This window comes from Bacillus sp. 005/A4HT-01/001, assembly GCF_004634445.1.
GTDB classification, from domain to species: domain Bacteria; phylum Bacillota; class Bacilli; order Bacillales; family Bacillaceae; genus Bacillus; species Bacillus altitudinis.
Map to the genome: position 1 here is coordinate 256,125 of NZ_SEIZ01000005.1, position 21,227 is coordinate 277,351.

The window sequence follows — 21,227 nt, forward strand, 5'->3', positions numbered from 1 at the left end:
TAAATGATTTCGCAAGAATGAAACTAACCAATTTCTGATCAACTTCTTTTAAAAACATGAAGGGGATAACAAAACATGAACAAAGACACCGTGATAAAACACTATGAACACACCCTTGAATGGGTACAGTCACTAACGAAAGTAACAGAAGAAGAATGGCGTAGCGCCATCGCTGATGGAAAGTGGAGCATTGCTGAGATCATCGCACATTTCGTTCCATGGGATGAATTTATTTTAGACGATCGCCTAAAGGAATTTTGGAACAATAAAGCGTTACCTCAGGCACCTGATGTGCATGAAATGAACCGGCAGTCAGCCGAAAGAGCAAGAAAGGAAGAGAGAAGCGAGACGATCGGGCGATTTATTGCTGTTAGAACAAAATTGCTTCAAGAAATGAAGAAAATCGAAGCATCCCGCTGGACTACACCCTTTCTGATCGGTCAAACCGAGCTGACGTTATCAAGTTATTTTCAAGGTTTGATTAAGCATGATCTTCATCATATGGAGCAGGTCAAACAAGTGCTCTCCACAAAAAGACGATAGCGCCTCACGAAGCTTCCTTATCAAACGAAAACGTCGCATAATCAAACAAAAAATGAAATAGCCAAAGACTTAGCGCAAAAAGAATTTCTTCAGAAGTAGTCAGCAAAATGCCGTCAACCAATTCGTCTGATAAATAGACAGCACCCCAAATAAACAAAAGGTGAAATAAAACGGTATAGAAAACAATGGATCGTTTTTTGGACCGACACTTACGAACAAAACACATGAGCACGTGTTCCAGATGTTCAAAAGAGATCCCGAGTACAACGTAGATGCCCATAAACAGAAGCAACGATAAAACCGATTGATAAAAAGCACCCGTCAAATGAAAGAACAGTACACAAAACAACAAAAATATGTAACAGACAGCTGATAGCGCTATCAGGCATTTCACCCCTTGCCATAAAGCGTGAATAGATTGCTGCATGGATAAACAACACTCCCTTACATGAAGATACCTGCAAAAAGGACAGCCTTTTTGCAGGAAGGTTGGAATTAATCCTCTTTTTTAGGTGCAGCGATGACAGGATGTTTTTCTGTATCAAGCAGTTTTAAGAATTCTTCGCCTTGATCTAAATGATCCAAAACAAGCTGTTTCGGTGTCACCGCAAGCCACTGATTGAGTGAAATGTCTGCATAATGATCGCTCTTAAAGATTTCTAAGAAATAGAGCGGTTCGTCGCCTGTATTTTCTACATAATGCCCCATCGCAAATGGCACATAGCCAACGTCTCCCGCCTGATAGTTGAAGGTTCTCGCATGTCCATCAGAAGCAAAGACCGTCATTCGTGCCTTTCCAGAAATGAAATATTGCCATTCATCCGTATTTGGGTGCCAGTGCAGCTCACGAATGGCACCTGGATCAACTTTCACAAGAGCGGATGCAATCGTTTTAGACGCTTTAAAATTGGTAGAGTCCGCAATCCACACTTGTCCACCGCTTGACGTAATCGGCTCTTGTTTTAACAGCTCATATTTAAAGGAATTCGGAACTTCTCCTTGCTCTGTTTGCACCTTGTCACATTCAAGGGAACCAGGAATTCCTTTTTGGAAAATATACTTCTCTTTCTCTGGCAGCTTCTTAAATTGCTCCTTTGTCATTCCAAAGTTTTGGAGAACGACTTCCTCTGGGGTATGGGCAAGCCAATCAGTCACTTGGAACGTACTATTTTCAGAGAAGGAACCATCATCAAACACAAGCAAGAATTCAGCTCCCGGTTCAAGTGCTTGAATAGAGTGCGGCAAGCCAGAAGGGAAGTACCATAAATCTCCCTCAGTCACATCCTCTGTAAAATTCCGCCCCTCTGCATCAACCGATGTAATTCGTGCTTCTCCATAAATCATGTACGCCCACTCCGCTTCCTTATGCCAGTGCAGCTCGCGAATCGCACCAGGCTTTAGCCGCATGTTCACAGAGGCAAGACTTTTAGAGATTGGCAGTTCACGTACCGTTACCTCGCGGGCATAGCCGCCTTTTTCTAAACGGTTGTGCGTATCAGAAAAAGAATATTTCATGTTGGGAACCGTTCCATGATCGGTTTCTGGTGGCGTGAGCATATCTGGGTTTTGCCTGTCTCGCTCGAGATTACGTGGAATTTTGACCGTTGCTCCTTTTTCTCCTCGAATCGGCTGCGGTACCCCATTTTGCTTTTCACTCATGATAAAATCCCCTTTCAACATCGTATTGTGTGAGGTGACAAAAGGCCTTTCATTTCGCCCTCGCTTTCATAAGGTGAAACGAATCAAGAAGATGTCAATCTGATTCATCATTTTTTTGAACAGCGACCAATCGTTGGATGAGTTTGCTTAATTCATCAAACTTTCGTTCAAAGCGTGTCAGCAAATAAACCGTCAAAATGGCAGGAAAGCCAGCCTGACCAAGCTGCTTCAGCCATTCCTCCGAAAAAAAGGTCTCCATTTATCTCACCTCCCAGCGGATGCTCGTCTTCTCTATAAGTGGTATGAAAGAAGAAATATGAAATCAAAAGGGGAGAAAATGAACCATTAGACCCGTTTCACAAAGTTTACTTTTTTTAACTTTTGTCCACTTAATGCAAGTAGAGAGAACAAAGGGGAGGATGCACATGGATTATCGGCTGTTATTGAAAGCAAAATGGAAGGAAATCGTTGACCACCCGCTCATTCAGCAATTTTTAAGCAATCCTAAAAACCAGCAACTGCTTAGGCAAGTCATGGAAGAGCCAAACGAAGAAAATGCGAAAAAACTAGATTCCGAGTTCAAGCAGTTTTATCAAAAAATCCGCATCATCAAGTATATTTCCACAATGATCCGCATCTTTTCAGTCGACTTTGACAAACGAGTGAAAAAAAAGCAGCAGCGTTTTCCGCTCATACTCGATCATCCTGATACGCAAGAAGTGAAAGACCCTGTTCAAACAGATACGTATGAAGCGGTGCTCTTCAACCAACAAGACTTAGGGGAGCACCTGCAAGACCCAAGATTGTACAAGGCCTATCAGCAGCTCACAGAAAAACAAAAAATGGTTCTAACCCAAATCTATGTCGATGGTCAAACAATGAAAGAAATAGCCGACCGGCTAGGCGAAACGAGACAAAACATCTCAAACATCCACAAAAAAGCGCTCAACAAACTAAAAGAAGAAACAGGGGGAAATGTCCGTGAACGAAGACAAAATGACCAATGGAGAAATGGAAGAACTCATTGAAACCTTCACACCCATGATCAAAAAGAAACTACAAAACACGGCATATCAAGAAAGGGAAGACCTCGAACAAGAACTCTATATCAAACTCATCGAAAAAGTAGACTGGCTGATTTACCAAGAAGGACCTGGCTTTTGGGAGTTTATTGTGGAATATATGACGAAGTTGTAAGAGTTGTAAGCACAAAAAAAGACTCGCTCACACAGAGCCGAGTCTTAATTTTTTTTGCAGTTTTTCTTCACTGAAAATCCAGCCGGTATAGGAATTTTTGATTTGGTGGTCCATGTCGATATGGCAGATCGCGACAAAAGGATAGTGACCTTTGCTGCGGTAGCGCAAATCAATGAACCGTACCTCATAATGATCCTTGTATTTATCCACTTCCCACCGGTAGACAGGGGAGAAGGAGAGAAAGGCTGAAATGTTTTCGTCTTGCTTGGCAATTTTCATAATCTCTGTATCAGGGACCGGCACACGGTTAAAGGTGTCTAAAATGATGATCTCACCATTCATACTGCGTCCAACATGGAAAGAGGATTTACATTTCACGGCAATGCGCCATTGTCTGAACTTCATTGTAGGCGAAATAATAATGTCTTCAATTTCATCGAATCGTGCACGCAGCTGACGTTTAATCTGAAGCTGCATGATGACCCTGACGATATAATAACAGAAAATCACGGCATACAGCGTAATAAACGTATAGCCGGGATGCCCGCCAATCGCCCAAACGACAATGGCGACAAGATGTGTAAAAAAGATAAACGGATCAAACGTATTAATGATCCCTAGCGCTACCCACTTCTTTGAAAATGGCCGAATGGCCTGTGTGCCGTATGCATTGAAAATATCGACAAACACATGAAGCACGACGGCTAATAGTGTCCATAACCAAAGGTGAAGTAAATTTGCCCCCGGCACAAATGGGAAAATCACAGCCGGAATCAGCAGTGACCAGAACAGTACAGCCGGAATGGAATGAGTAAATCCTCGGTGATTTCTTATATAAACTGCATTATTTTTTAGTTTTAGCACAGTATCAATGTCTGGTGCTTGGGAGCCGGCAATAGTCGCAATCATCACGGCATGAGCCATGTGTGGATCTGCGCTGACGGCTGGATCTAAAAGCGCAAGTCCCCCAAGAGAAATGCCCATTACTACATGAGTACCAGTGTCCAATTGATTACCTCCTAGTTGTCATGCTTAGGAACAATCATACAAAGTATACGTTTCTCAACAAGACTATGTGCAAAATCACTTTTGCTTTATCCCGATTTAATGTAACATGTTAACGTATCTACAAACAGTATACAACAAATAAGGTTCTTTTCAGAACGTTAGCTCTCGGTTCGATAAGAAGGAGTATAGAGATGAAAGACATTCAAGAAAAGCTGGACCGCAAAGATATTGCGGGTTTTCAGCATGATTTAATCGATTGGTATGAAAAAGAACAACGTACCCTTCCATGGCGTGAAAATCAAGATCCATACCGCGTCTGGGTATCAGAAGTAATGCTCCAGCAAACGAGAGTGGATACGGTCATTCCGTACTTCAACCGGTTTATGGAGCAATTCCCGACGGTGAAAGATCTCGCACTAGCTGATGAAGAAAAGGTCATGAAAGCATGGGAAGGTCTGGGCTACTACTCAAGAGTGCGTAATTTACAGGCTGCTGTGAAAGAAGTATATGAATCCTACGAGGGCGTTGTCCCTGATACGAAAGAGCAATTTTCAAAGCTGAAAGGAGTAGGTCCGTATACGAGCGGCGCAGTGCTGAGTATCGCCTATAACAAGCCATACCCTGCGGTAGACGGCAACGTGATGAGGGTCATTTCCCGTATCTTGTCCATATGGGATGATATTGCAAAACCAAAAACGAGAAACATTTTCGAATTTGCGGTTGATCAGCTCATTTCCCGGGAAAAGCCGTCAGAATTCAATCAAGGGCTAATGGAGCTAGGTGCGCTTATTTGCACCCCAACCTCTCCTGCATGCCTCATTTGTCCTGTAAACATGCATTGCTCGGCACTTGAGGAAGGCGTTCAGCATGAGCTGCCGGTGAAAAGTAAAAAGAAAAAGCCGACTGCGAAATCAATGGCAGCGGTGGTGTTATTTGATGATGCAGGCCACCTCTATATTCATAAGCGTCCAAGTACAGGTCTGCTTGCGAATTTATGGGAGTTCCCAAACATGGAAACAATGAAGGGAAGAAAAACGGAAAAAGAGCAGCTGATTGATTTCTTAAAAGAGGAAGCGGGTGTACAAGCAGAACTTGGTGATTTAGAAGGCACCATTCAACATGTATTTACCCACCTCATCTGGAATATTTCTGTTTTCTTTGGACGTGTGACCTCTGTATCTGATGACACGATGCTGAAAAAAGTCACAACAGAAGAATTTGAGGCATATGCTTTGCCAGTCTCACATCAAAAAATATGGAAGATGGCACTTGAACAGCCTAGTCATATTTAACCGTTGTACCATGGGTATAATCGGCTTCATTTCGGTGCAGACCCCCGCGGTTTTCAATTTCAGAAATGATTTCTCGATACTTAGATTGCCCTTCTTCGTTTAAATAAGGTAAAATTTGTTGGAAAGCATGATGAAAAAAAGCAAGCTCAGTATCTTTCCATTGATCCTTTGACATCATGCCAAGCTGGCTTAAATCGCGTCCGACATACATGAATGTAACCTCCTAATAGGAACTTTCCTATTAGTGTGAAGCGAATGGACGAAAACTATTCAAATCAGGAGATGAACCATAATGAACAAGCGTAAATGTGCACTAATTACAGGCAGCAGTAGAGGTGTCGGGAAAGAAGTAGCCCTTCGCCTGGCTGAAAAAGGATATGACATTGTCATTAACTATGCAAGAAGCAAAAAAGCAGCACTTGAAACAGCTGAAGAAATTGAAGCGATGGGTGTTAAAACATTAGTTGTCAAAGCCAACGTTGGTCAGCCAGAGAAAATCAAAGATATGTTCCAGCAAATTGACGAAACGTTTGGCCGTTTAGACGTATTTGTGAACAATGCGGCATCTGGCGTTCAGCGCCCAATCATGGATCTTGAAGAAAATCATTGGGACTGGACTATGAATATCAATGCGAAGGCCTTGTTATTCTGCGGACAAGAAGCAGCCAAATTAATGGAGAAAAACGGCGGCGGACATATCGTCAGCATTAGCTCACTAGGCTCTATCCGCTACCTTGAAAACTACACGGTGGTAGGTGTATCTAAAGCAGCACTAGAAGCTTTGACACGCTACTTATCCGTTGAGCTGTCACAAAAAAATATCGTCGTAAATGCCGTATCAGGCGGCGCCATCGATACAGATGCACTCAAGCACTTCCCAAATCGTGAAGAGCTATTAGAAGACGCTAAGAAAAATACACCAGCAGGCCGTATGGTGGAAATTAAAGACATGGTCGACAGTGTAGAATTCCTTGTATCAGGCAAAGCAGATATGATTAGAGGACAGACGATTATCGTCGATGGCGGACGTTCTTTGCTTGTTTAAAAAAAATCATGAATAAGATGTACACCTTCTGCACAAATTAATGTGCGTGGAGGTGATAATGATGGATAAACAACAAAACAAAACAAACGCACAACAAGTGAAAAAACAAAACCAAGCTGCTGCACAAGGCGGTCAATATGGCACTGAATTTGCTAGCGAGACTGACGCACAGCACGTAAAAAAATACAACCAAAAAGCTGAGCAAAACAAACAACAAAACAGCTAATCACTGAAACAAAGGGAAGCACTTCATCTACGAATGAAGTGCTTTTCTTTTTGCCTCTTTCCACCATCCGACAAAACCTGTAAAACCTCTACATAAACAGTCAAAGGACTTCTTCCTTCTTTCAAGAAATGGTATAGATACAAAAAGTGGAATCGAAGGAAAGGGAGGAGTTAGATGTCTGATTTCGATCAGCTTGTCAAAGAACAAATGCAGCTTATGGATCAGCTGCTCGATGTACAAGGAGAACTTGATCTGTACTTAGAGACAGAAAAACAATTGCTGCAAGGTGAAAAAAAGGAAGAGCGGCATAAGCTTCATGATCAAATCAAACAGAAACGAGAGGAACTGCAAAAAGTCCAGACACTATTTACAAAACAGACTAAACAAGTCATCAATTCGTATAAACAAATGGAGAAGAGCTCAACCGTGATGTAAAAGAGTGTGCCGTTCAATTGGGTTGAATGGCTTTTTCATTTCATTTTTTAATGATGTAACGGTATAATATAATAGAGACATGTTTAGTTGGGAAATTAGGTCTTTGGACTGTTAGGTTTGTTTGTTATAGAAAGTAGGGGAGAAAATATGGGCTATCCCAAGGAAGGAGAAACCATCCAAATTCAAAGCTATAAACATAATGGCTTGATCCACAGGATTTGGAATGAAACCACCATTCTGAAAGCAACGGAATTGTGTATCATTGGTGCAAACGATCGAACAATGGTGACTGAATCCGATGGCCGAACATGGATGACAAGAGAACCGGCTATTTGCTATTTTCATGCAAAACAATGGTTTAATGTCATTGGGATGCTTCGAGATGATGGGGTGTATTATTACTGCAACATCAGCTCTCCTTTTGCGACAGATGAAGAGGCGATTAAGTATATTGATTACGACTTAGATGTCAAAGTCTTTCCGGACATGACGTATAATATTTTGGATGAGGATGAATATGCAGATCATAAGAGGCAGATGAATTATCCAAAAGAAATCGATAGTATCTTACGAGAGCATCTAAATACATTACTGCATTGGATTCACCAGCGGAAGGGACCGTTTGCTCCAGAATTTGTGGATATGTGGTATGAACGTTTTTTGCGTTATACAAAATAAGTAACAGCAGCTAAAACCTGTTTGGCTTTTCAAAGCCAACAGGTTTTTGATTGCGTACGGATAAGAGGCACTGATAGATTGGGAAGGAGATTTACATGGGGGTCATAAAACGTTACATGGCTTTTGTAACACCGTATAAAAAACAGATTGCATTGACAATGGTGATCGGAATGATTAAGTTCTCGATCCCCTTAACATTGCCTCTGCTTTTAAAGTATGTCATTGATGATGTCATTCAAGGCTCTGGATCGGCTGAAGAAAAAACATCCACTCTCTTTATTATTATGGGAATCATGCTTGTATTATTTTTAGTGATGAGACCGCCTGTTGAGTACTACAGACAATACTATGCGCAGTGGACAGGCAGTAAAGTATTATTTGATATTCGGGAAAAACTGTTCTCGCACATTCAAAAGCTAAGCCTTCGTTATTACGCCAACACGAGAACAGGGGAAATTATTTCAAGGGTCATCAACGATGTGGAGCAAACAAAGGAATTTGTCATCACAGGGCTTATGAACATTTGGCTTGATTTGATGACCGTCCTGATTGTGATAGCCATTATGTGTACACTGGATCTTAAACTCACCATTGTGTCTGTCATTATTTTTCCGCTGTATGCGTTAGCAGTGAAGTATTTTTACGGACGGCTTCGCAAACTGACAAAAGAGCGGTCGCAGGCACTCGCTGAGGTACAAGGGCACCTGCATGAGCGAGTACAAGGAATGCCTGTCATTCGCAGCTTTGCGATTGAAGAATACGAACAAGAGAATTTTCACGATGAAAATAAAAATTTCTTAAACAAAGCGATCAATCATACGAATTGGAATGCCAAAACATTCGCCGTCGTCAATACGATCACAGACATTGCGCCGCTGCTCATCATTGCTTTTGCTGGCTATACCGTCATTAACGGGTCGCTTTCAATTGGGACAATGATTGCCTTTGTCGGCTACATTGACCGGATGTACAACCCGATTCGTCGTCTCATTAACTCATCGACGACTTTAACTCAGTCAGTAGCCTCAATGGATCGTATTTTTGAGTTTATTGATGAACCGTATGAAGTAACAGACAAGCCCAATGCAAAAGAAGCCAATCACTTAAAAGGAGAGGTAGAATTTAAAGATGTGACGTTCCGTTACGAACATACACAGGAAGAGATTTTACACAATATCTCCTTGAAAGTAGAAAAAGGTCAAACCGTTGCGCTTGTAGGAATGAGTGGCGGAGGGAAGTCGACACTCGTCAGTTTAATTCCAAGATTTTATGATGTCACAAGCGGATCACTCGAAATTGACGGCATTGATATTAAAGAGTACAAGGCAAGAAGCCTGCGTAATCAAGTCGGGATGGTCCTCCAAGATACATTCTTATTCAGTGACACCATTAAAGAAAATATCGCTGTGGGAGACCCGGAAGCATCCTTTGAGAAAATTGTGTCGGCTGCCAAAGCGGCTAATGCGCATGATTTTATCATGTCTCTTCCTGAAGGATATGACACGAAAGTAGGAGAACGTGGCGTAAAGCTATCAGGCGGTCAAAAACAACGAATTTCAATTGCAAGGGTATTTCTTAAAAATCCACCGCTGCTTATTTTAGACGAAGCGACGTCTGCACTTGATTTAGAAAGTGAACATTACATTCAAGAAGCGATGCAAAAGCTGGCAAAAGATCGCACAACTTTTATAGTTGCGCACCGTTTATCAACGATTACACATGCGGACCTCATTGTGGTCATGGAACAAGGCGAGATTGTGGAAAAAGGAACACATGAAGAATTAATGAACCGAGACAGCCACTATCGCCATCTATTTACCATTCAAACATTAAATTAGTAGAAGCCTATCCGATTCTAGCGGATAGGCTTTTTTATGCTTGTCAAAAACATGACATATTTCCCAGCTTGTCTCAATACAATTTTAAAAAGTATGACGGGGTGGTGAAGATGTGAAAGAACAAGAAGTATTGCTAGATGTCAAACAGCTGTCCATTGCCTTTCAGCAAAAAAAGCAGAGAGTACCGATCGTCCATGACATCTCATTCTCTATTCAAAAAGGAGAAACCTTAGGTATTGTGGGCGAATCTGGCTGCGGGAAAAGCATCACATCGATGTCTTTAATGGGGCTGAATCACCAAACAGAAACAACAGGTCACATACAATTTGAAGGTCAAAACCTGCTGTCACTTTCGGAGAAACAATGGCGAGAGGTCAGAGGGAATGACATCTCAATGATTTTCCAGGAACCCATGACTTCTCTCAATCCACTCATGACCATCGGCAAGCAAATGACAGAAGCCCTTTTTACACATCAGGCCATCAGCCAAAAAGAAGCAAAAGTGAAGGCGGTAGATTTGCTTCAAACGGTAGGCCTGAAACAAGCAGCGTCATTACTCAAAAAATATCCACATGAACTATCGGGCGGCATGCGTCAGCGTGTGATGATTGCGATGGCGATGCTGTGTCACCCAAAGCTCATGATTGCAGATGAACCAACGACTGCACTTGATGTCACCATCCAAGCACAAATTCTTCGTTTGCTCAAAAAGTTAAATGAAGAGATGGACACCGCTATTTTATTTATTACTCATGATTTAGGCGTCGTGCGGCAAATATGCCAGCGTGTCATGATTATGTATGCCGGTCGAATCGTAGAAGAAGGAACCGTTGACCGTATTTTCCAAAAACCTCTCCATCCCTACACGAAAGGTCTTTTCGCCTCTGTTCCATCATTTAAAGAGAAAAAAGAAAAACTCATGTCGATTGCGGGTCATGTACCTAAGCCAGGAGCTATTCGGTCCGGCTGTCAATTTGCACCACGCTGTCCATATCAAATGACGCAATGTCTTGAAAAAGACCCATCTTTACAAACCATTTCATACAATCACCGCGTTGCATGTTTTCTAATGGAAGGAGGAGAAGACACTGAATCACCCACTCTTGCAAGTGAATCAACTGACGAAGCGTTATGACACATCGGCATTTTTTTCTAAACACAAACAGACGACTTTGGCTTTAAATCAAGTGTCCTTTCATGTGAAAGAAGGAGAGACGCTCGGCATTGTGGGCGAATCTGGCTGCGGGAAATCAACCCTTGGCAAAAGCTTAATGAGATTAATCGAACCGACTTCTGGCTCAATCCAAATGAAAGGAAAAGAAGTGACGCTTCTGAAAGAACGAGACATGCGTTCCTTCAGAAAAGACATTCAAATGATTTTCCAAGATCCATATGCTTCCTTAAATCCACGAATGAAAATCAAAGACATTTTAGAAGAACCGCTCATTGTTCATAAACATGGAACAAAAGCAGAAAGACAAAAGCGTGTAAAAGAGATGCTGCACATTGTTGGATTTGACCCATCCTATGGAGACCGTTATGCGCACCAATTCAGTGGCGGTCAGAGGCAGCGTATTGGAATTGCTAGGGCGCTGATTACTCATCCAAGTCTTGTGATTGCCGATGAGCCAGTTTCCGCTTTAGATGTATCGGTTCAAGCGCAAATATTGAATTTAATGCTCGAATTGCAAAATACGCTTTCTCTGACGTACTTGTTTATTTCTCACGATCTAGGCGTTGTCAAGTATATGAGCGACCGAATTGCAGTGATGTACGCTGGCCGTATTGTAGAAATGGGTCCTGCGGAGGACGTATTTCACAAGCCGCTTCATCCTTATACATCGCTTCTTCTGACATCCATTCCACATATGGATCACGTGCTGGAAACGCAGGATGTGTCAGCGGAAGAATCCACCCTGGTGTCAGAAGATGGCTGTCCTTTCTATAAAAGATGTCCAAAAAGGTGGGCGCAATGCTTGCAAGCTGTTCCGCCTTTGTATGAGGAGAAAACAGGCCATGCAGCTGCGTGCTATTTATATCAAAAGGAGGAACACAATGAAGAAGACATGGTTATTCAGTAGTTTCATTTTTGTGCTAGCACTTGCGTTATTTTTAGGGGGCTGTTCATCTTCATCAACATCAGAAGAAAAAGCCACAAAAGACACTCTCGTATTCGGCAGAGGAGGGGACTCTACGTCACTTGATCCGATTACAACAACAGAAGGCGAAACCTTCAAGGTCACAGAGAATATGTTTGAAAAGCTTTTGAATTACGGTGAAAAAGACACGACCATCCATCCGGGCCTCGCAACAGAATGGGATGTTGCAAAGGACGGAAAATCGTACACGTTCTACTTAAGAGAAGGTGTGAAATTTCACGATGGCACAGACTTTAATGCAGAAGCAGTGAAATTCAACTTTGACCGCTGGATGAATGGAGATGCCGAAAAATTTCCTTACTACGGCATGTTTGGCGGCTATAAAAAAGATAAAGGGCATGTCATTAAAGACATCATCGTCAAAGGAGAGCATGAAATTGAATTTCAGCTCAAACGCCCGCAAGCAACATTTCTGAAAAACATCGCCATGTCACCATTTGGTATCGCCAGTCCTGCAGCAGTTGAAAAAAGCGGTGATTCATTTAGAGAAAACCCAGTTGGCACAGGACCATTTAAGTTTAAAGAATGGAAGCAGAACGACCGTATTGTCTTAGAAAAGAACGAAGATTACTGGCAAAAAGATAAACCAAAACTGAAACAAATCATTTTCCGCTCTATTCCTGAAAACTCTGCTCGTTTAAATGCGCTTAAAACAGGCGAAATTGACTTAATGGACGGCGTCAATCCGTCCGATTTAGATGGCATTAAAACAGACAAAGCGCTCCAGCTGATTGAAAGACCATCCATGAACGTAGGTTATATCGGGTTGACAGTGACTAGAAAGCCGCTTGATAACAAGTTGGTTCGTCAGGCACTCAATTATGCAGTTGATAAAGAATCAATCATCGAGTCGTTTTATGGAGGGCTTGCTGAACCAGCAAAAAATCCACTTCCTCCGTCATTAGAAGGCTACAATGACGAGATTGAGCCATATCCATATGATCCGGAAAAAGCAAAAGAACTATTGAAAGAGGCAGGCTTCCCTGACGGTTTTCGCATCAAGCTTTGGGCAATACCTGTGCCGCGTCCATATATGCCAGACGGGATGAAGGTAGCTGAAGTCATTCAGTCAAACTTTGAAAAAGTTGGTGTCAAAGCCGAAATCGTCACATATGATTGGGCGACTTATTTAGATAAAGCAAGTAAAGGCGAAGCAGATGTGTTCTTATTAGGATGGACAGGGGACAATGGCGATCCTGATAATTTCATCTATACATTATTAGATAAAGACAGTATTGGCGGCAACAACTATACATTCTTCCAAAACGATAAAATGCATGACATCCTCATTGAAGCGCAGACCGATACGGATCAAAAGAAGCGAAATGAATTATATCAAGAAGCTCAAGAAATCATTCATGATGAAGCGCCTTGGATTCCATTAGTCCATTCAATTCCAATGCTTGCTGCATCTAAAGATTTAAAAGGCTACCAGCCGCATCCGACTGGTTCCGAAGCATTGACTGACGTATATTTCGAATAAGCAAATAAGGGAGATCGTTCGATCTCCCTTATCCAAACAATGAAAAGGCGGTGAAAGCTGTTTGTTTGCTTATTGTATGAAGCGAGCAGGAATGCTCATTCCAGTACTGATCGGAATGACCTTAGTTGTATTTTCTATTATTCGGTTTATCCCTGGAAATCCGGCGCAGGTCATCTTAGGACAGCGGGCAACGAAAGAAGCAGTAGAGCAATTGACGATTCAGCTTGGTTTAGACCAGCCGTGGTACGTACAATATGGTCACTACATGCTGGGGCTTTTAAAAGGCGATCTAGGGACTTCCATACGAACAGGAGCGGCTATTGCCCAGGAAATGAAGCCTTACTTATTCGCTACATTAGAATTGACTTTCTTCGCTATGTTGCTGGCGATTATTGTCGGTGTGAATGCCGGAATCATTAGTGCGTGGTTTAAACATTCTTTCTTTGATTATGTGGCCATGTTTATTGCGCTCATTGGGGTGTCCATGCCGATTTTCTGGTTAGGCTTAATGGGACAGTGGCTATTCTCGATTGAATTAGGTATTTTGCCGACTACAGGACGAGAAAACGTCAGAAATCCGGTAGAGTCGATCACCTATATTCATACGCTGGACACGCTTTTGCAAGGACGATTTGATCAATTCTTTGACAGCATCAAGCATTTAATTTTACCAAGTACCGCTCTCGCAACGATTCCTGCTGCGATTATTGCAAGGATTACGAGGGCAAGTATGCTGGAAGTTCTTCATTCAGATTTTATTCGAACAGCAAAAGCAAAAGGGGTACGTTCATTTTTCATCATTTATCAGCATGGGCTGAAAAATGCGCTCATTCCGATTTTAACGATTATTGGTCTTCAAACAGGTCTCTTGCTAGGCGGAGCCATTTTAACAGAAACGATCTTTGCTTGGCCGGGAATTGGGCGGTATATTTACGATGCCATTAGCTATCGTGATTATCCTGTCATTCAAACTGGCATTCTTGTTGTAGCGCTCATATTTGTGCTGATCAATTTCATTGTGGATATCTTGTATGCAGTCATTGATCCGAGGATTAAATACTAGAGAAGGGAGAGTGACGACATGGAAGCGCAAAAAGAGCTTCAAGCACCTGAACAAAAGGAAGAACGCTCTCAATCACTGATTCTTGAATCGATGAAACTGTTCTTTCAGCACAAGCTGGCGGTCATTGGCACTGTGATTGTCTTTTTATTTCTGATCCTAGCAATCTTTGCACCGCTCATTGCTCCTTATGGAATCAACGAGCAGTCACTAGGCGAACGATTTAGTGCCCCTTCGGCTGCACATTGGTTTGGTACGGATGATTTCGGGAGAGACATATTTTCTAGAGTCGTGCATGGAGCTCGGATTTCATTATGGGTGGGTTTCTTCTCCGTTCTCGGGTCGGTTATTTTAGGGACATTGCTTGGATTGATGGCAGGTTACGGCGGCAGATTGCTGGATGCTGTCATCTCAAGACTATTTGATATTTTACTCGCTTTTCCTAGCATTCTATTAGCGATTGCGATCGTTTCCATCTTAGGCCCTTCCTTACAAAATGCCCTTATTGCCATAGCGATTATTAACGTCCCGACTTTTGGGCGGCTGGTTCGTTCAAAGGTGCTGAGCATTAAGCAAGAAGAATATGTTTTAGCAGCAAAGGCAGTCGGGATGTCACACCGCCGCATCGTTCTTCGTCACATTCTGCCAAATAGTATGGTGCCGGTGATCGTTCAGGCGACGCTTGCGATTGGTACAGCCATTATCGAAGCGGCGGCTTTAGGATTTTTAGGATTAGGTGCACAAGCGCCAAGTCCAGAGTGGGGGAAAATGCTTGCCGATGCGAGACCTTATCTCGTACAAGCGCCGTGGACTTTATTTTTCCCGGGGATTGCGATCATGCTGACGGTTCTTGGTTTTAACTTGATGGGAGATGGATTAAGGGACACCCTTGATCCTAAAATGAAGAAAATAAAATAAGACCGATTCTAAGAATCGGTCTTTTCTATTTAAGCTTCTTTTTCTTCTGTCTCAATCTCACTATCTTTTGGGTGATACGTTTGGAAGCTTGTAATCAAAGTATCTAGATGCTCCAATTCATCACGGTATTCAATAATGCTCGACATCACATTCAGCATATTGTAATCCAGCAAGTCGTTTTCTTGATTTTGCTGGTGCTGAATAAATGATTTCGTTAATGCTTCAAGACGAAGAGAGCATTCATTCTGAAAATCATCGTCCTGCGGTTTCATTTTTCCAACAAACTTCATCAAGGTACGTTCATGCCAGTACAGTAAATAATCAATCTCATCTGTTAAGCTCTCTCTGAAATGCTCTGGCATCAAATGAATTTCATTTTCTAACTTATGAAGCTTTTTCAGCAAGTACAGCGCTCGATTAGACGTCATGATTGCCTGTCTGAATAAAACAAGCTTTCTAGATTTGACATAAGTTGTTTTCTTTAAATAGCTTCGTTCTTCTTTGTATAACAAGTAAATGTGATCTAATTTGATCATGCGTTCTTTTATTTGATCGATGTCATCCTTTAAAGTGGAATGATCAGTAGACTGTCTGGAGCTCAGACGGATCCATTTTAAAATCTCCTCCGTATTTTCCATAATGTGATGAACAAGCTTTGTTTCATACTTTGGCGGCAGGAAAATCAAATTCACTAAAAATGAAGAAAGTACGCCTAACACCACAGTTGCTGTTCGAATTAAGGCAAAGGAAAGGAAATGATCCCCTGCACTTTCTAAAATCGCGATGACGGTTACGAGTGCAATCGGAATCGTGTGTTCAATCTTCAGCTTTAAATTAATCGCAATGACCATGACGGCAGTTAAGCCGATGATGACTGGTCCTGTGCCAAAAAGCAGACCGAACGTAATGGCAAGTGCTGCTCCAATAATATTGGCTTGCACTTGATCAACAATCGTTAAAAATGATCGATAAATAGATGGCTGGATAGCAAATACAGCTGCAATTCCCGCGAAGACGGGTGTCGGCAATCCAAGCCATGTTGCCAGGTAAAGCGCGAGTACAATGGCAATACCAGTTTTTAAAATACGGGCTCCAAGTTTCATTGGTTTTGTCCCTGCATTCCTTTCTTTTCGATAATAGATGACCACTTGTCATATATCATAAATATTTTGATGAAACAACTAAGTAATATACAGCGGTCTTCCGAAATATTCAAGTGATTTTTGAAAGTTCATGAAAACATCAAAAGAAGGTATTGAGAAAAAATGTAACAGATTCACTCGCTTTTGACAATCAAGAGCTGGTAAATAAAAAAACAGACGCATGAATTTACGTCTGTTTTTCTCTTCATTATGATTGTTTCAGTTGTTCAAACGCATGATCTACTGCTTTGAGCGTTTCGGAAATATCATTTTCAGTATGCGCAATGGTTAAGAACCAAGCTTCATATTTAGAAGGAGCGAGGTTAATACCTTGTGCGAGCATGAATTTAAAGAAACGGGCGAACATTTCACCATCCGTATTTTCAGCCTGCTCGTAGTTCACAATCGTTTCTTTTGTAAAATAAATGGTGAGAGCACCTTTTAAGCGATTCACTGTAATATCTACTTGATGTTTTTTTGCGTGGGCTAAAATTCCCTCTTCTAACATGGCCCCGAGTTGATCAAGACGTTCGTACACCCCGTCTTGTTTTAACACTTCCAAGCATGCAATACCAGAAAGGATGGAGGCGGGATTACCTGCCATCGTACCAGCTTGGTAGGCTGGTCCAAGCGGGGCGACTTGCTCCATAATTTCTTTTTTGCCGCCGTAAGCGCCGATTGGAAGACCGCCGCCGATAATTTTACCTAATGCAGTGAGGTCAGGTTTTACTTGAAGCAAGTCCTGTGCACCACCATACATAAAGCGGAAAGCTGTAATGACTTCATCATAGATGACTAGAGCCCCTTTTTCATGAGTCAGGTCATTAACCTGCTGCAGGAAACCGTCTTTAGGCTCTACGATGCCAAAGTTCCCGACAATTGGCTCAACAAGAACAGCTGCTACTTCATCACCCCAGCGGTCTAATGCTTCTTTGTAGCTGTCTATATCGTTGAATGGAACGGTAATGACTTCATTGGCAATACTTTTAGGCACGCCCGCTGAATCTGGTGTTCCTAAAGTGGAAGGTCCAGAGCCGGCCGCAACTAGCACAAGATCAGAATGACCGTGGTAACATCCGGCAAACTTAATGATCTTTGTTCTGCCTGTATAAGCGCGAGCGACACGGATTGTCGTCATCACAGCTTCTGTACCTGAATTGACAAAACGAACTTTATCCAAAGCAGGCATCGCTTCCTTCAGCATCTTAGCAAAAGTGACTTCATGCTTCGTTGGTGTTCCGTAAAGGACACCTGTCTCGGCTGCTTTCGTGATGGCTTTTGTAATATGAGGATGAGCATGTCCCGTAATAATTGGACCGTATGCTGCCAAATAGTCGATATAACGGTTTCCGTCAACATCCCAAAAATAAGCGCCTTCGCCTTTTTCCATTGCAACAGGTGACCCGCCGCCCACTGCTTTATATGAACGAGATGGGCTGTTAACCCCTCCAACAATATGCTCCAGCGCCTCTTGATGTAATTTTTCTGATTCGGTGAATTTCATAAATAGCCTCCTATCTCAACGTATCACGTCGTCTATCATTATTTTAACATGCCGATGCAAGCGTCCTTAGTTGAATATCTTCTCGAAATTGGATAGGCTAATGAAAAAATAGGTTGGAGGGATTGTATCATGACAATCGAAGTGGGGCAGCAAGTACCTGATATTGAATTACTTGGTGATAATGGAGAGAAAGTAAAGCTCTCTGATTTTAAAGGGAAACACATTGTCCTTTATTTTTATCCAAAAGATATGACGCCGGGGTGCACAACGGAAGCTTGTGATTTCCGTGACCGCCATCAAAGCTTTGCGGAATTAGATGCTGTGATCATCGGCGTAAGCCCAGACGGTCAAGACAAGCACCAAAAGTTTAAAGAAAAACATGACTTACCTTTCCTGCTTCTTGTAGATGACGAACAAAAATTGTCTGAAGCTTTCGGTGTATGGAAGCTGAAAAAGAACTTTGGTAAGGAATACATGGGAATTGAACGCTCAACGTTTCTTATTAATAAAGAAGGAAAGCTTGTGAAAGAGTGGCGTAAAGTAAAGGTGAAAGATCATGTGGAAGAAGCGCTTGAGGAACTGAAAGCTCATGCTTAATATGTTGACGAGATGAGATCGGCAGTCGTGCCGGTCTTTTTTGTATAGAAGAATAGGTAAAAAAGAGGATTGTAATTGACAAAGTTTCGGCTCTGGGGGTACACTATTTATAAAGATTATAATATAAGAATATTTTTGAAAAGAGAGGTGCATGATGAAATGGCTGCTCACGAACTAAAAGACGCTTTAGATGCTCTAAAAGAAACCGGTGTTCGAATTACTCCGCAGCGCCATGCCATCTTGGAGTTTCTCGTAAATTCTATGACACACCCAACCGCGGACGATATATATAAGGCACTTGAAGGAAAATTTCCTAATATGAGTGTAGCAACGGTTTACAACAATTTACGAGTCTTCCGGGAATCTGGATTAGTAAAAGAATTAACGTATGGGGATTCCTCAAGCCGATTTGATTTTGCGACATCTGACCATTACCATGCGATTTGTGAAAACTGCGGAAAGATCGTTGACTTTCACTATCCTGGCCTTGATGAAGTAGAACAGCTTGCATCCCATGTGACAGGCTTTACAGTAAGTCATCATCGCTTGGAGATCTATGGCACTTGTCAAGAATGTGCAAAAAAAGAAAATCATTAATGAAAAAGCTGACCAGTTGAATGGTCAGCTTATTTTTATGACTTTTTTCGATTGTAGGATTCATCAAACTCTTTGCCTTCTAATGCTGGATCGAGTGTAAGTGGCTCTCTGCAATGCATGCACATGTCCACCCGCCCAAGCACTTTTGTTTCCTTCTCACAGCCTGGACATACGACCCGGACTGCCTTCGTAGAAAGCATACCGATCCAAAAGTAAACGGCTGTACTCAATCCAATCGATAACACGCCGAGTAGCATAAAGAAGGTCGACAGCCAGACCGATTCCTTGAAGAACACACCGATATACATGATCAAAAAACCAACAAAAACCAAACTAAGTGCAAATGTTCTGATTTTATTAATCTTACTGGAGTATTTCGCCATCCCTAGTCCCCCTTATCTCCAATATAGCACATTTTACCTTTCTGTTTGAATTAGTTATAGAGTTTTGTGAATAAATTGCTTATAATGATTCAACGATCTTTTTTCATGTATTGAAGGAATTTTGATTCTATGAGGAGAAATACATAGCATTAGAGAAGAACCTTACACCCGAGTATTGGAGGAATCACTATGGAAAATCTTCTCCGTCCTATTTATCAAGAGAGAGCAAGTCATCCAGATACATTAGCTGTGATTATAGTAGAAAGAAGACATAAAGTATCTTCTGAGACGGATAACTTTGATGCAGCGCTTCTAGTCATCGTAAAGGATGCGGAAGAACCGTTATTTATTAAGCACTATGAATCCGGTCACCAAACAGCTTCTTTAAATGTTGTCACAGATGATCAGTTGAAGGAATGGATTACCTTAGGTACCAACAGACGGATTATTGATTGGATTTTAAACGGAAAAGTCCTGTTTGATCGAAATGAATATATTTTCAACTTGATTGATGAACTGAGTACATTCCCGTTTTCTAACCGCAAGCTCAAAATTGGTTTAGAATATGGCAAGCTCATTCGAAGATATATAGAAGGAAAAGCATTTTTTGAATCAAATCAATTCCTCGATGCATATAATTCCATTGTGCATGCCCTGCATCATCTGGCGCGTATTGAAGTGATTGATAAAGGCTTCCACCCAGAAGTGACCGTTTGGAACCAAGTACGTCATATGGAGCCGGAAGTATATAAACTTTATTCAGAGTTGATTGAAAGCCACGAAAGTCTTCATAAACGGTTAGAACTTTTATTCCTAGCGAATGATTTCTTGATTCATTCAAAAGCAGAAATTGGTGCGGCTCATTTGCGTCATGTCATGGAACAGCAGGAAATTTGGCTGTTTGGCGAGCTTCTTGCACATCCTGATCTAAAACATTTCACACCTGATCTTAGTGTGATGATTGATTTCTTTGTGGAAAAAGGAATTGTGCTAGTAGAGCCAATTGAAACGAAGGGACAAAAAATCTATCACCGAGGATATTTTGTTAAAAAAGATATTGACGCATGAATATTATGATGGTATATTATTAAACGTCGCTAATGAGCAACCGAGTTGCTTTGAAAGAAAAGCGGACAAAAAGAAATTCAAAAAAACACTTGACGCACACGGCGCTCAAATGTTATATTAAGAAAGTCGCTTCTGAGCGATAACGAAGATGATCTTTGAAAACTAAACAAGACAAAACGTACCTGTTAATTCGAGTTTTTATAAAAAATCCTATGATACTTCATAGGTAGTCAGTCAGACTGACGAGGCAGGAAATGATCACATGCTAAGTTCGCTACATCGTGTAGCAACGCATGTGTGATATGCATCCTGCATACCTCGGAGAGTTTGATCCTGGCTCAGGACGAACGCTGGCGGCGTGCCTAATACATGCAAGTCGAGCGGACAGAAGGGAG

At 41.8% G+C, this 21,227-nt stretch carries 24 protein-coding genes, 1 rRNA gene and 1 pseudogene; 18 read left to right on the plus strand and 8 right to left on the minus strand.

Annotated elements, in window-relative coordinates; genetic code table 11:
• Positions 1-75: 75 nt before the first annotated feature.
• Complete coding sequence (locus ES896_RS15965) at positions 76-543, plus strand: DinB family protein (protein ID WP_017358843.1); 468 nt, start codon at positions 76-78, stop codon at positions 541-543.
• Positions 544-547: 4 nt separating this feature from the next.
• Here the strand turns inward: ES896_RS15965 and ES896_RS15970 are convergent, their stop codons facing one another.
• The 3 genes from ES896_RS15970 to ES896_RS15980 form a co-directional block, all read right to left on the minus strand.
• The gene (locus tag ES896_RS15970) at positions 548-970 is read right to left on the minus strand and encodes a regulatory YrvL family protein (protein WP_035391267.1); all 423 of its coding nucleotides are present in this window, start codon (positions 968-970) and stop codon (positions 548-550) included.
• Between the two features lie 68 nt (positions 971-1,038).
• A complete protein-coding gene (locus ES896_RS15975) occupies positions 1,039-2,202 on the minus strand; it encodes an oxalate decarboxylase family bicupin (protein ID WP_017358845.1) in 1,164 nt (387 codons plus the stop codon).
• A 94-nt stretch (positions 2,203-2,296) separates the two neighbouring features.
• Entirely contained in the window at positions 2,297-2,461 is a 165-nt protein-coding gene (locus ES896_RS15980) for a YvrJ family protein (RefSeq protein WP_003217819.1), read from the minus strand.
• 166 nt (positions 2,462-2,627) lie between these two features.
• Between ES896_RS15980 and ES896_RS15985 the strand changes: the two genes are divergently transcribed.
• Positions 2,628-3,230 (plus strand): sigma-70 family RNA polymerase sigma factor, encoded by a 603-nt coding sequence (locus tag ES896_RS15985; protein ID WP_017366877.1) that lies wholly within the window; start codon positions 2,628-2,630, stop codon positions 3,228-3,230.
• The gene (gene rsoA / locus ES896_RS15990) at positions 3,178-3,399 is read left to right on the plus strand and encodes a sigma-O factor regulator RsoA (RefSeq protein WP_034646349.1); all 222 of its coding nucleotides are present in this window, start codon (positions 3,178-3,180) and stop codon (positions 3,397-3,399) included. The genes ES896_RS15985 and rsoA overlap by 53 nt, the downstream gene beginning before the upstream one ends.
• Before the next feature lie 27 nt (positions 3,400-3,426).
• Here the strand turns inward: rsoA and ES896_RS15995 are convergent, their stop codons facing one another.
• A complete protein-coding gene (locus tag ES896_RS15995; protein WP_008341965.1) occupies positions 3,427-4,407 on the minus strand; it encodes a metal-dependent hydrolase in 981 nt (326 codons plus the stop codon).
• A 191-nt stretch (positions 4,408-4,598) separates the two neighbouring features.
• Here ES896_RS15995 and mutY point away from each other — a divergent pair, with 191 nt between their 5' ends.
• On the plus strand, positions 4,599-5,699 hold the full coding sequence (gene mutY, locus ES896_RS16000; RefSeq protein ID WP_017366880.1) for an A/G-specific adenine glycosylase: 1,101 nt from the start codon (positions 4,599-4,601) through the stop codon (positions 5,697-5,699).
• Here mutY and ES896_RS16005 read toward each other — a convergent pair.
• A complete protein-coding gene (locus tag ES896_RS16005; RefSeq protein WP_008341962.1) occupies positions 5,686-5,910 on the minus strand; it encodes a hypothetical protein in 225 nt (74 codons plus the stop codon). The two genes, mutY and ES896_RS16005, sit on opposite strands and share 14 nt — an antisense overlap.
• Before the next feature lie 81 nt (positions 5,911-5,991).
• Between ES896_RS16005 and fabL the strand changes: the two genes are divergently transcribed.
• The 10 genes and pseudogenes from fabL (at position 5,992) to ES896_RS16055 (ending at position 15,541) form a co-directional block, all read left to right on the plus strand.
• Complete coding sequence (fabL, locus tag ES896_RS16010) at positions 5,992-6,744, plus strand: enoyl-[acyl-carrier-protein] reductase FabL (RefSeq protein ID WP_007496726.1); 753 nt, start codon at positions 5,992-5,994, stop codon at positions 6,742-6,744.
• Between the two features lie 76 nt (positions 6,745-6,820).
• Positions 6,821-6,970, plus strand: a pseudogene (locus tag ES896_RS16015) (gamma-type small acid-soluble spore protein); the annotation flags it as partial.
• A gap of 174 nt (positions 6,971-7,144) precedes the next feature.
• Complete coding sequence (locus ES896_RS16020) at positions 7,145-7,405, plus strand: YgaB family protein (protein ID WP_035391255.1); 261 nt, start codon at positions 7,145-7,147, stop codon at positions 7,403-7,405.
• Positions 7,406-7,552: 147 nt separating this feature from the next.
• Positions 7,553-8,083 carry a nucleoside tri-diphosphate phosphatase gene (gene ntdP / locus ES896_RS16025; protein WP_008341956.1) on the plus strand — a complete coding sequence of 177 codons (531 nt, stop codon included), beginning with the start codon at positions 7,553-7,555 and terminating at the stop codon, positions 8,081-8,083.
• A gap of 95 nt (positions 8,084-8,178) precedes the next feature.
• Positions 8,179-9,921, plus strand: a complete 1,743-nt coding sequence (locus ES896_RS16030) for an ABC transporter ATP-binding protein (protein ID WP_041090773.1) — start codon at positions 8,179-8,181, stop codon at positions 9,919-9,921.
• Positions 9,922-10,033: 112 nt separating this feature from the next.
• A complete protein-coding gene (locus ES896_RS16035) occupies positions 10,034-11,056 on the plus strand; it encodes an ABC transporter ATP-binding protein (protein ID WP_135227023.1) in 1,023 nt (340 codons plus the stop codon).
• Positions 11,025-12,002, plus strand: a complete 978-nt coding sequence (locus ES896_RS16040; RefSeq protein ID WP_135227024.1) for an ABC transporter ATP-binding protein — start codon at positions 11,025-11,027, stop codon at positions 12,000-12,002. The genes ES896_RS16035 and ES896_RS16040 overlap by 32 nt, the downstream gene beginning before the upstream one ends.
• Positions 11,977-13,563, plus strand: coding sequence for an ABC transporter substrate-binding protein (locus tag ES896_RS16045; protein WP_135227025.1), 1,587 nt, complete (start codon positions 11,977-11,979; stop codon positions 13,561-13,563). The genes ES896_RS16040 and ES896_RS16045 overlap by 26 nt, the downstream gene beginning before the upstream one ends.
• A gap of 61 nt (positions 13,564-13,624) precedes the next feature.
• Positions 13,625-14,626 (plus strand): ABC transporter permease, encoded by a 1,002-nt coding sequence (locus ES896_RS16050; protein WP_007496737.1) that lies wholly within the window; start codon positions 13,625-13,627, stop codon positions 14,624-14,626.
• Positions 14,627-14,644: 18 nt separating this feature from the next.
• Complete coding sequence (locus ES896_RS16055) at positions 14,645-15,541, plus strand: ABC transporter permease (RefSeq protein WP_008341942.1); 897 nt, start codon at positions 14,645-14,647, stop codon at positions 15,539-15,541.
• Positions 15,542-15,570: 29 nt separating this feature from the next.
• Here ES896_RS16055 and ES896_RS16060 read toward each other — a convergent pair whose 3' ends face one another.
• A complete protein-coding gene (locus ES896_RS16060) occupies positions 15,571-16,644 on the minus strand; it encodes an FUSC family protein (protein WP_025206980.1) in 1,074 nt (357 codons plus the stop codon).
• A 247-nt stretch (positions 16,645-16,891) separates the two neighbouring features.
• Positions 16,892-18,187, minus strand: a complete 1,296-nt coding sequence (locus ES896_RS16065; RefSeq protein WP_007496744.1) for a glutamate-1-semialdehyde 2,1-aminomutase — start codon at positions 18,185-18,187, stop codon at positions 16,892-16,894.
• Positions 18,188-18,316: 129 nt separating this feature from the next.
• Here ES896_RS16065 and bcp point away from each other — a divergent pair, with 129 nt between their 5' ends.
• Positions 18,317-18,784 carry a thioredoxin-dependent thiol peroxidase gene (gene bcp, locus ES896_RS16070; RefSeq protein WP_007496746.1) on the plus strand — a complete coding sequence of 156 codons (468 nt, stop codon included), beginning with the start codon at positions 18,317-18,319 and terminating at the stop codon, positions 18,782-18,784.
• A gap of 159 nt (positions 18,785-18,943) precedes the next feature.
• The gene (perR, locus tag ES896_RS16075; protein WP_003217782.1) at positions 18,944-19,381 is read left to right on the plus strand and encodes a peroxide-responsive transcriptional repressor PerR; all 438 of its coding nucleotides are present in this window, start codon (positions 18,944-18,946) and stop codon (positions 19,379-19,381) included.
• Positions 19,382-19,416: 35 nt separating this feature from the next.
• Here the strand turns inward: perR and ES896_RS16080 are convergent, their stop codons facing one another.
• The gene (locus ES896_RS16080) at positions 19,417-19,764 is read right to left on the minus strand and encodes a YgzB family protein (protein ID WP_007496750.1); all 348 of its coding nucleotides are present in this window, start codon (positions 19,762-19,764) and stop codon (positions 19,417-19,419) included.
• Positions 19,765-19,953: 189 nt separating this feature from the next.
• Here ES896_RS16080 and ES896_RS16085 point away from each other — a divergent pair, with 189 nt between their 5' ends.
• Both ES896_RS16085 and ES896_RS16090 read left to right on the plus strand, forming a co-directional pair.
• Positions 19,954-20,832 (plus strand): nucleotidyltransferase-like protein, encoded by an 879-nt coding sequence (locus tag ES896_RS16085; protein WP_035703773.1) that lies wholly within the window; start codon positions 19,954-19,956, stop codon positions 20,830-20,832.
• Positions 20,833-21,147: 315 nt separating this feature from the next.
• Positions 21,148-21,227 (plus strand): 16S ribosomal RNA (locus ES896_RS16090); the annotation flags it as partial.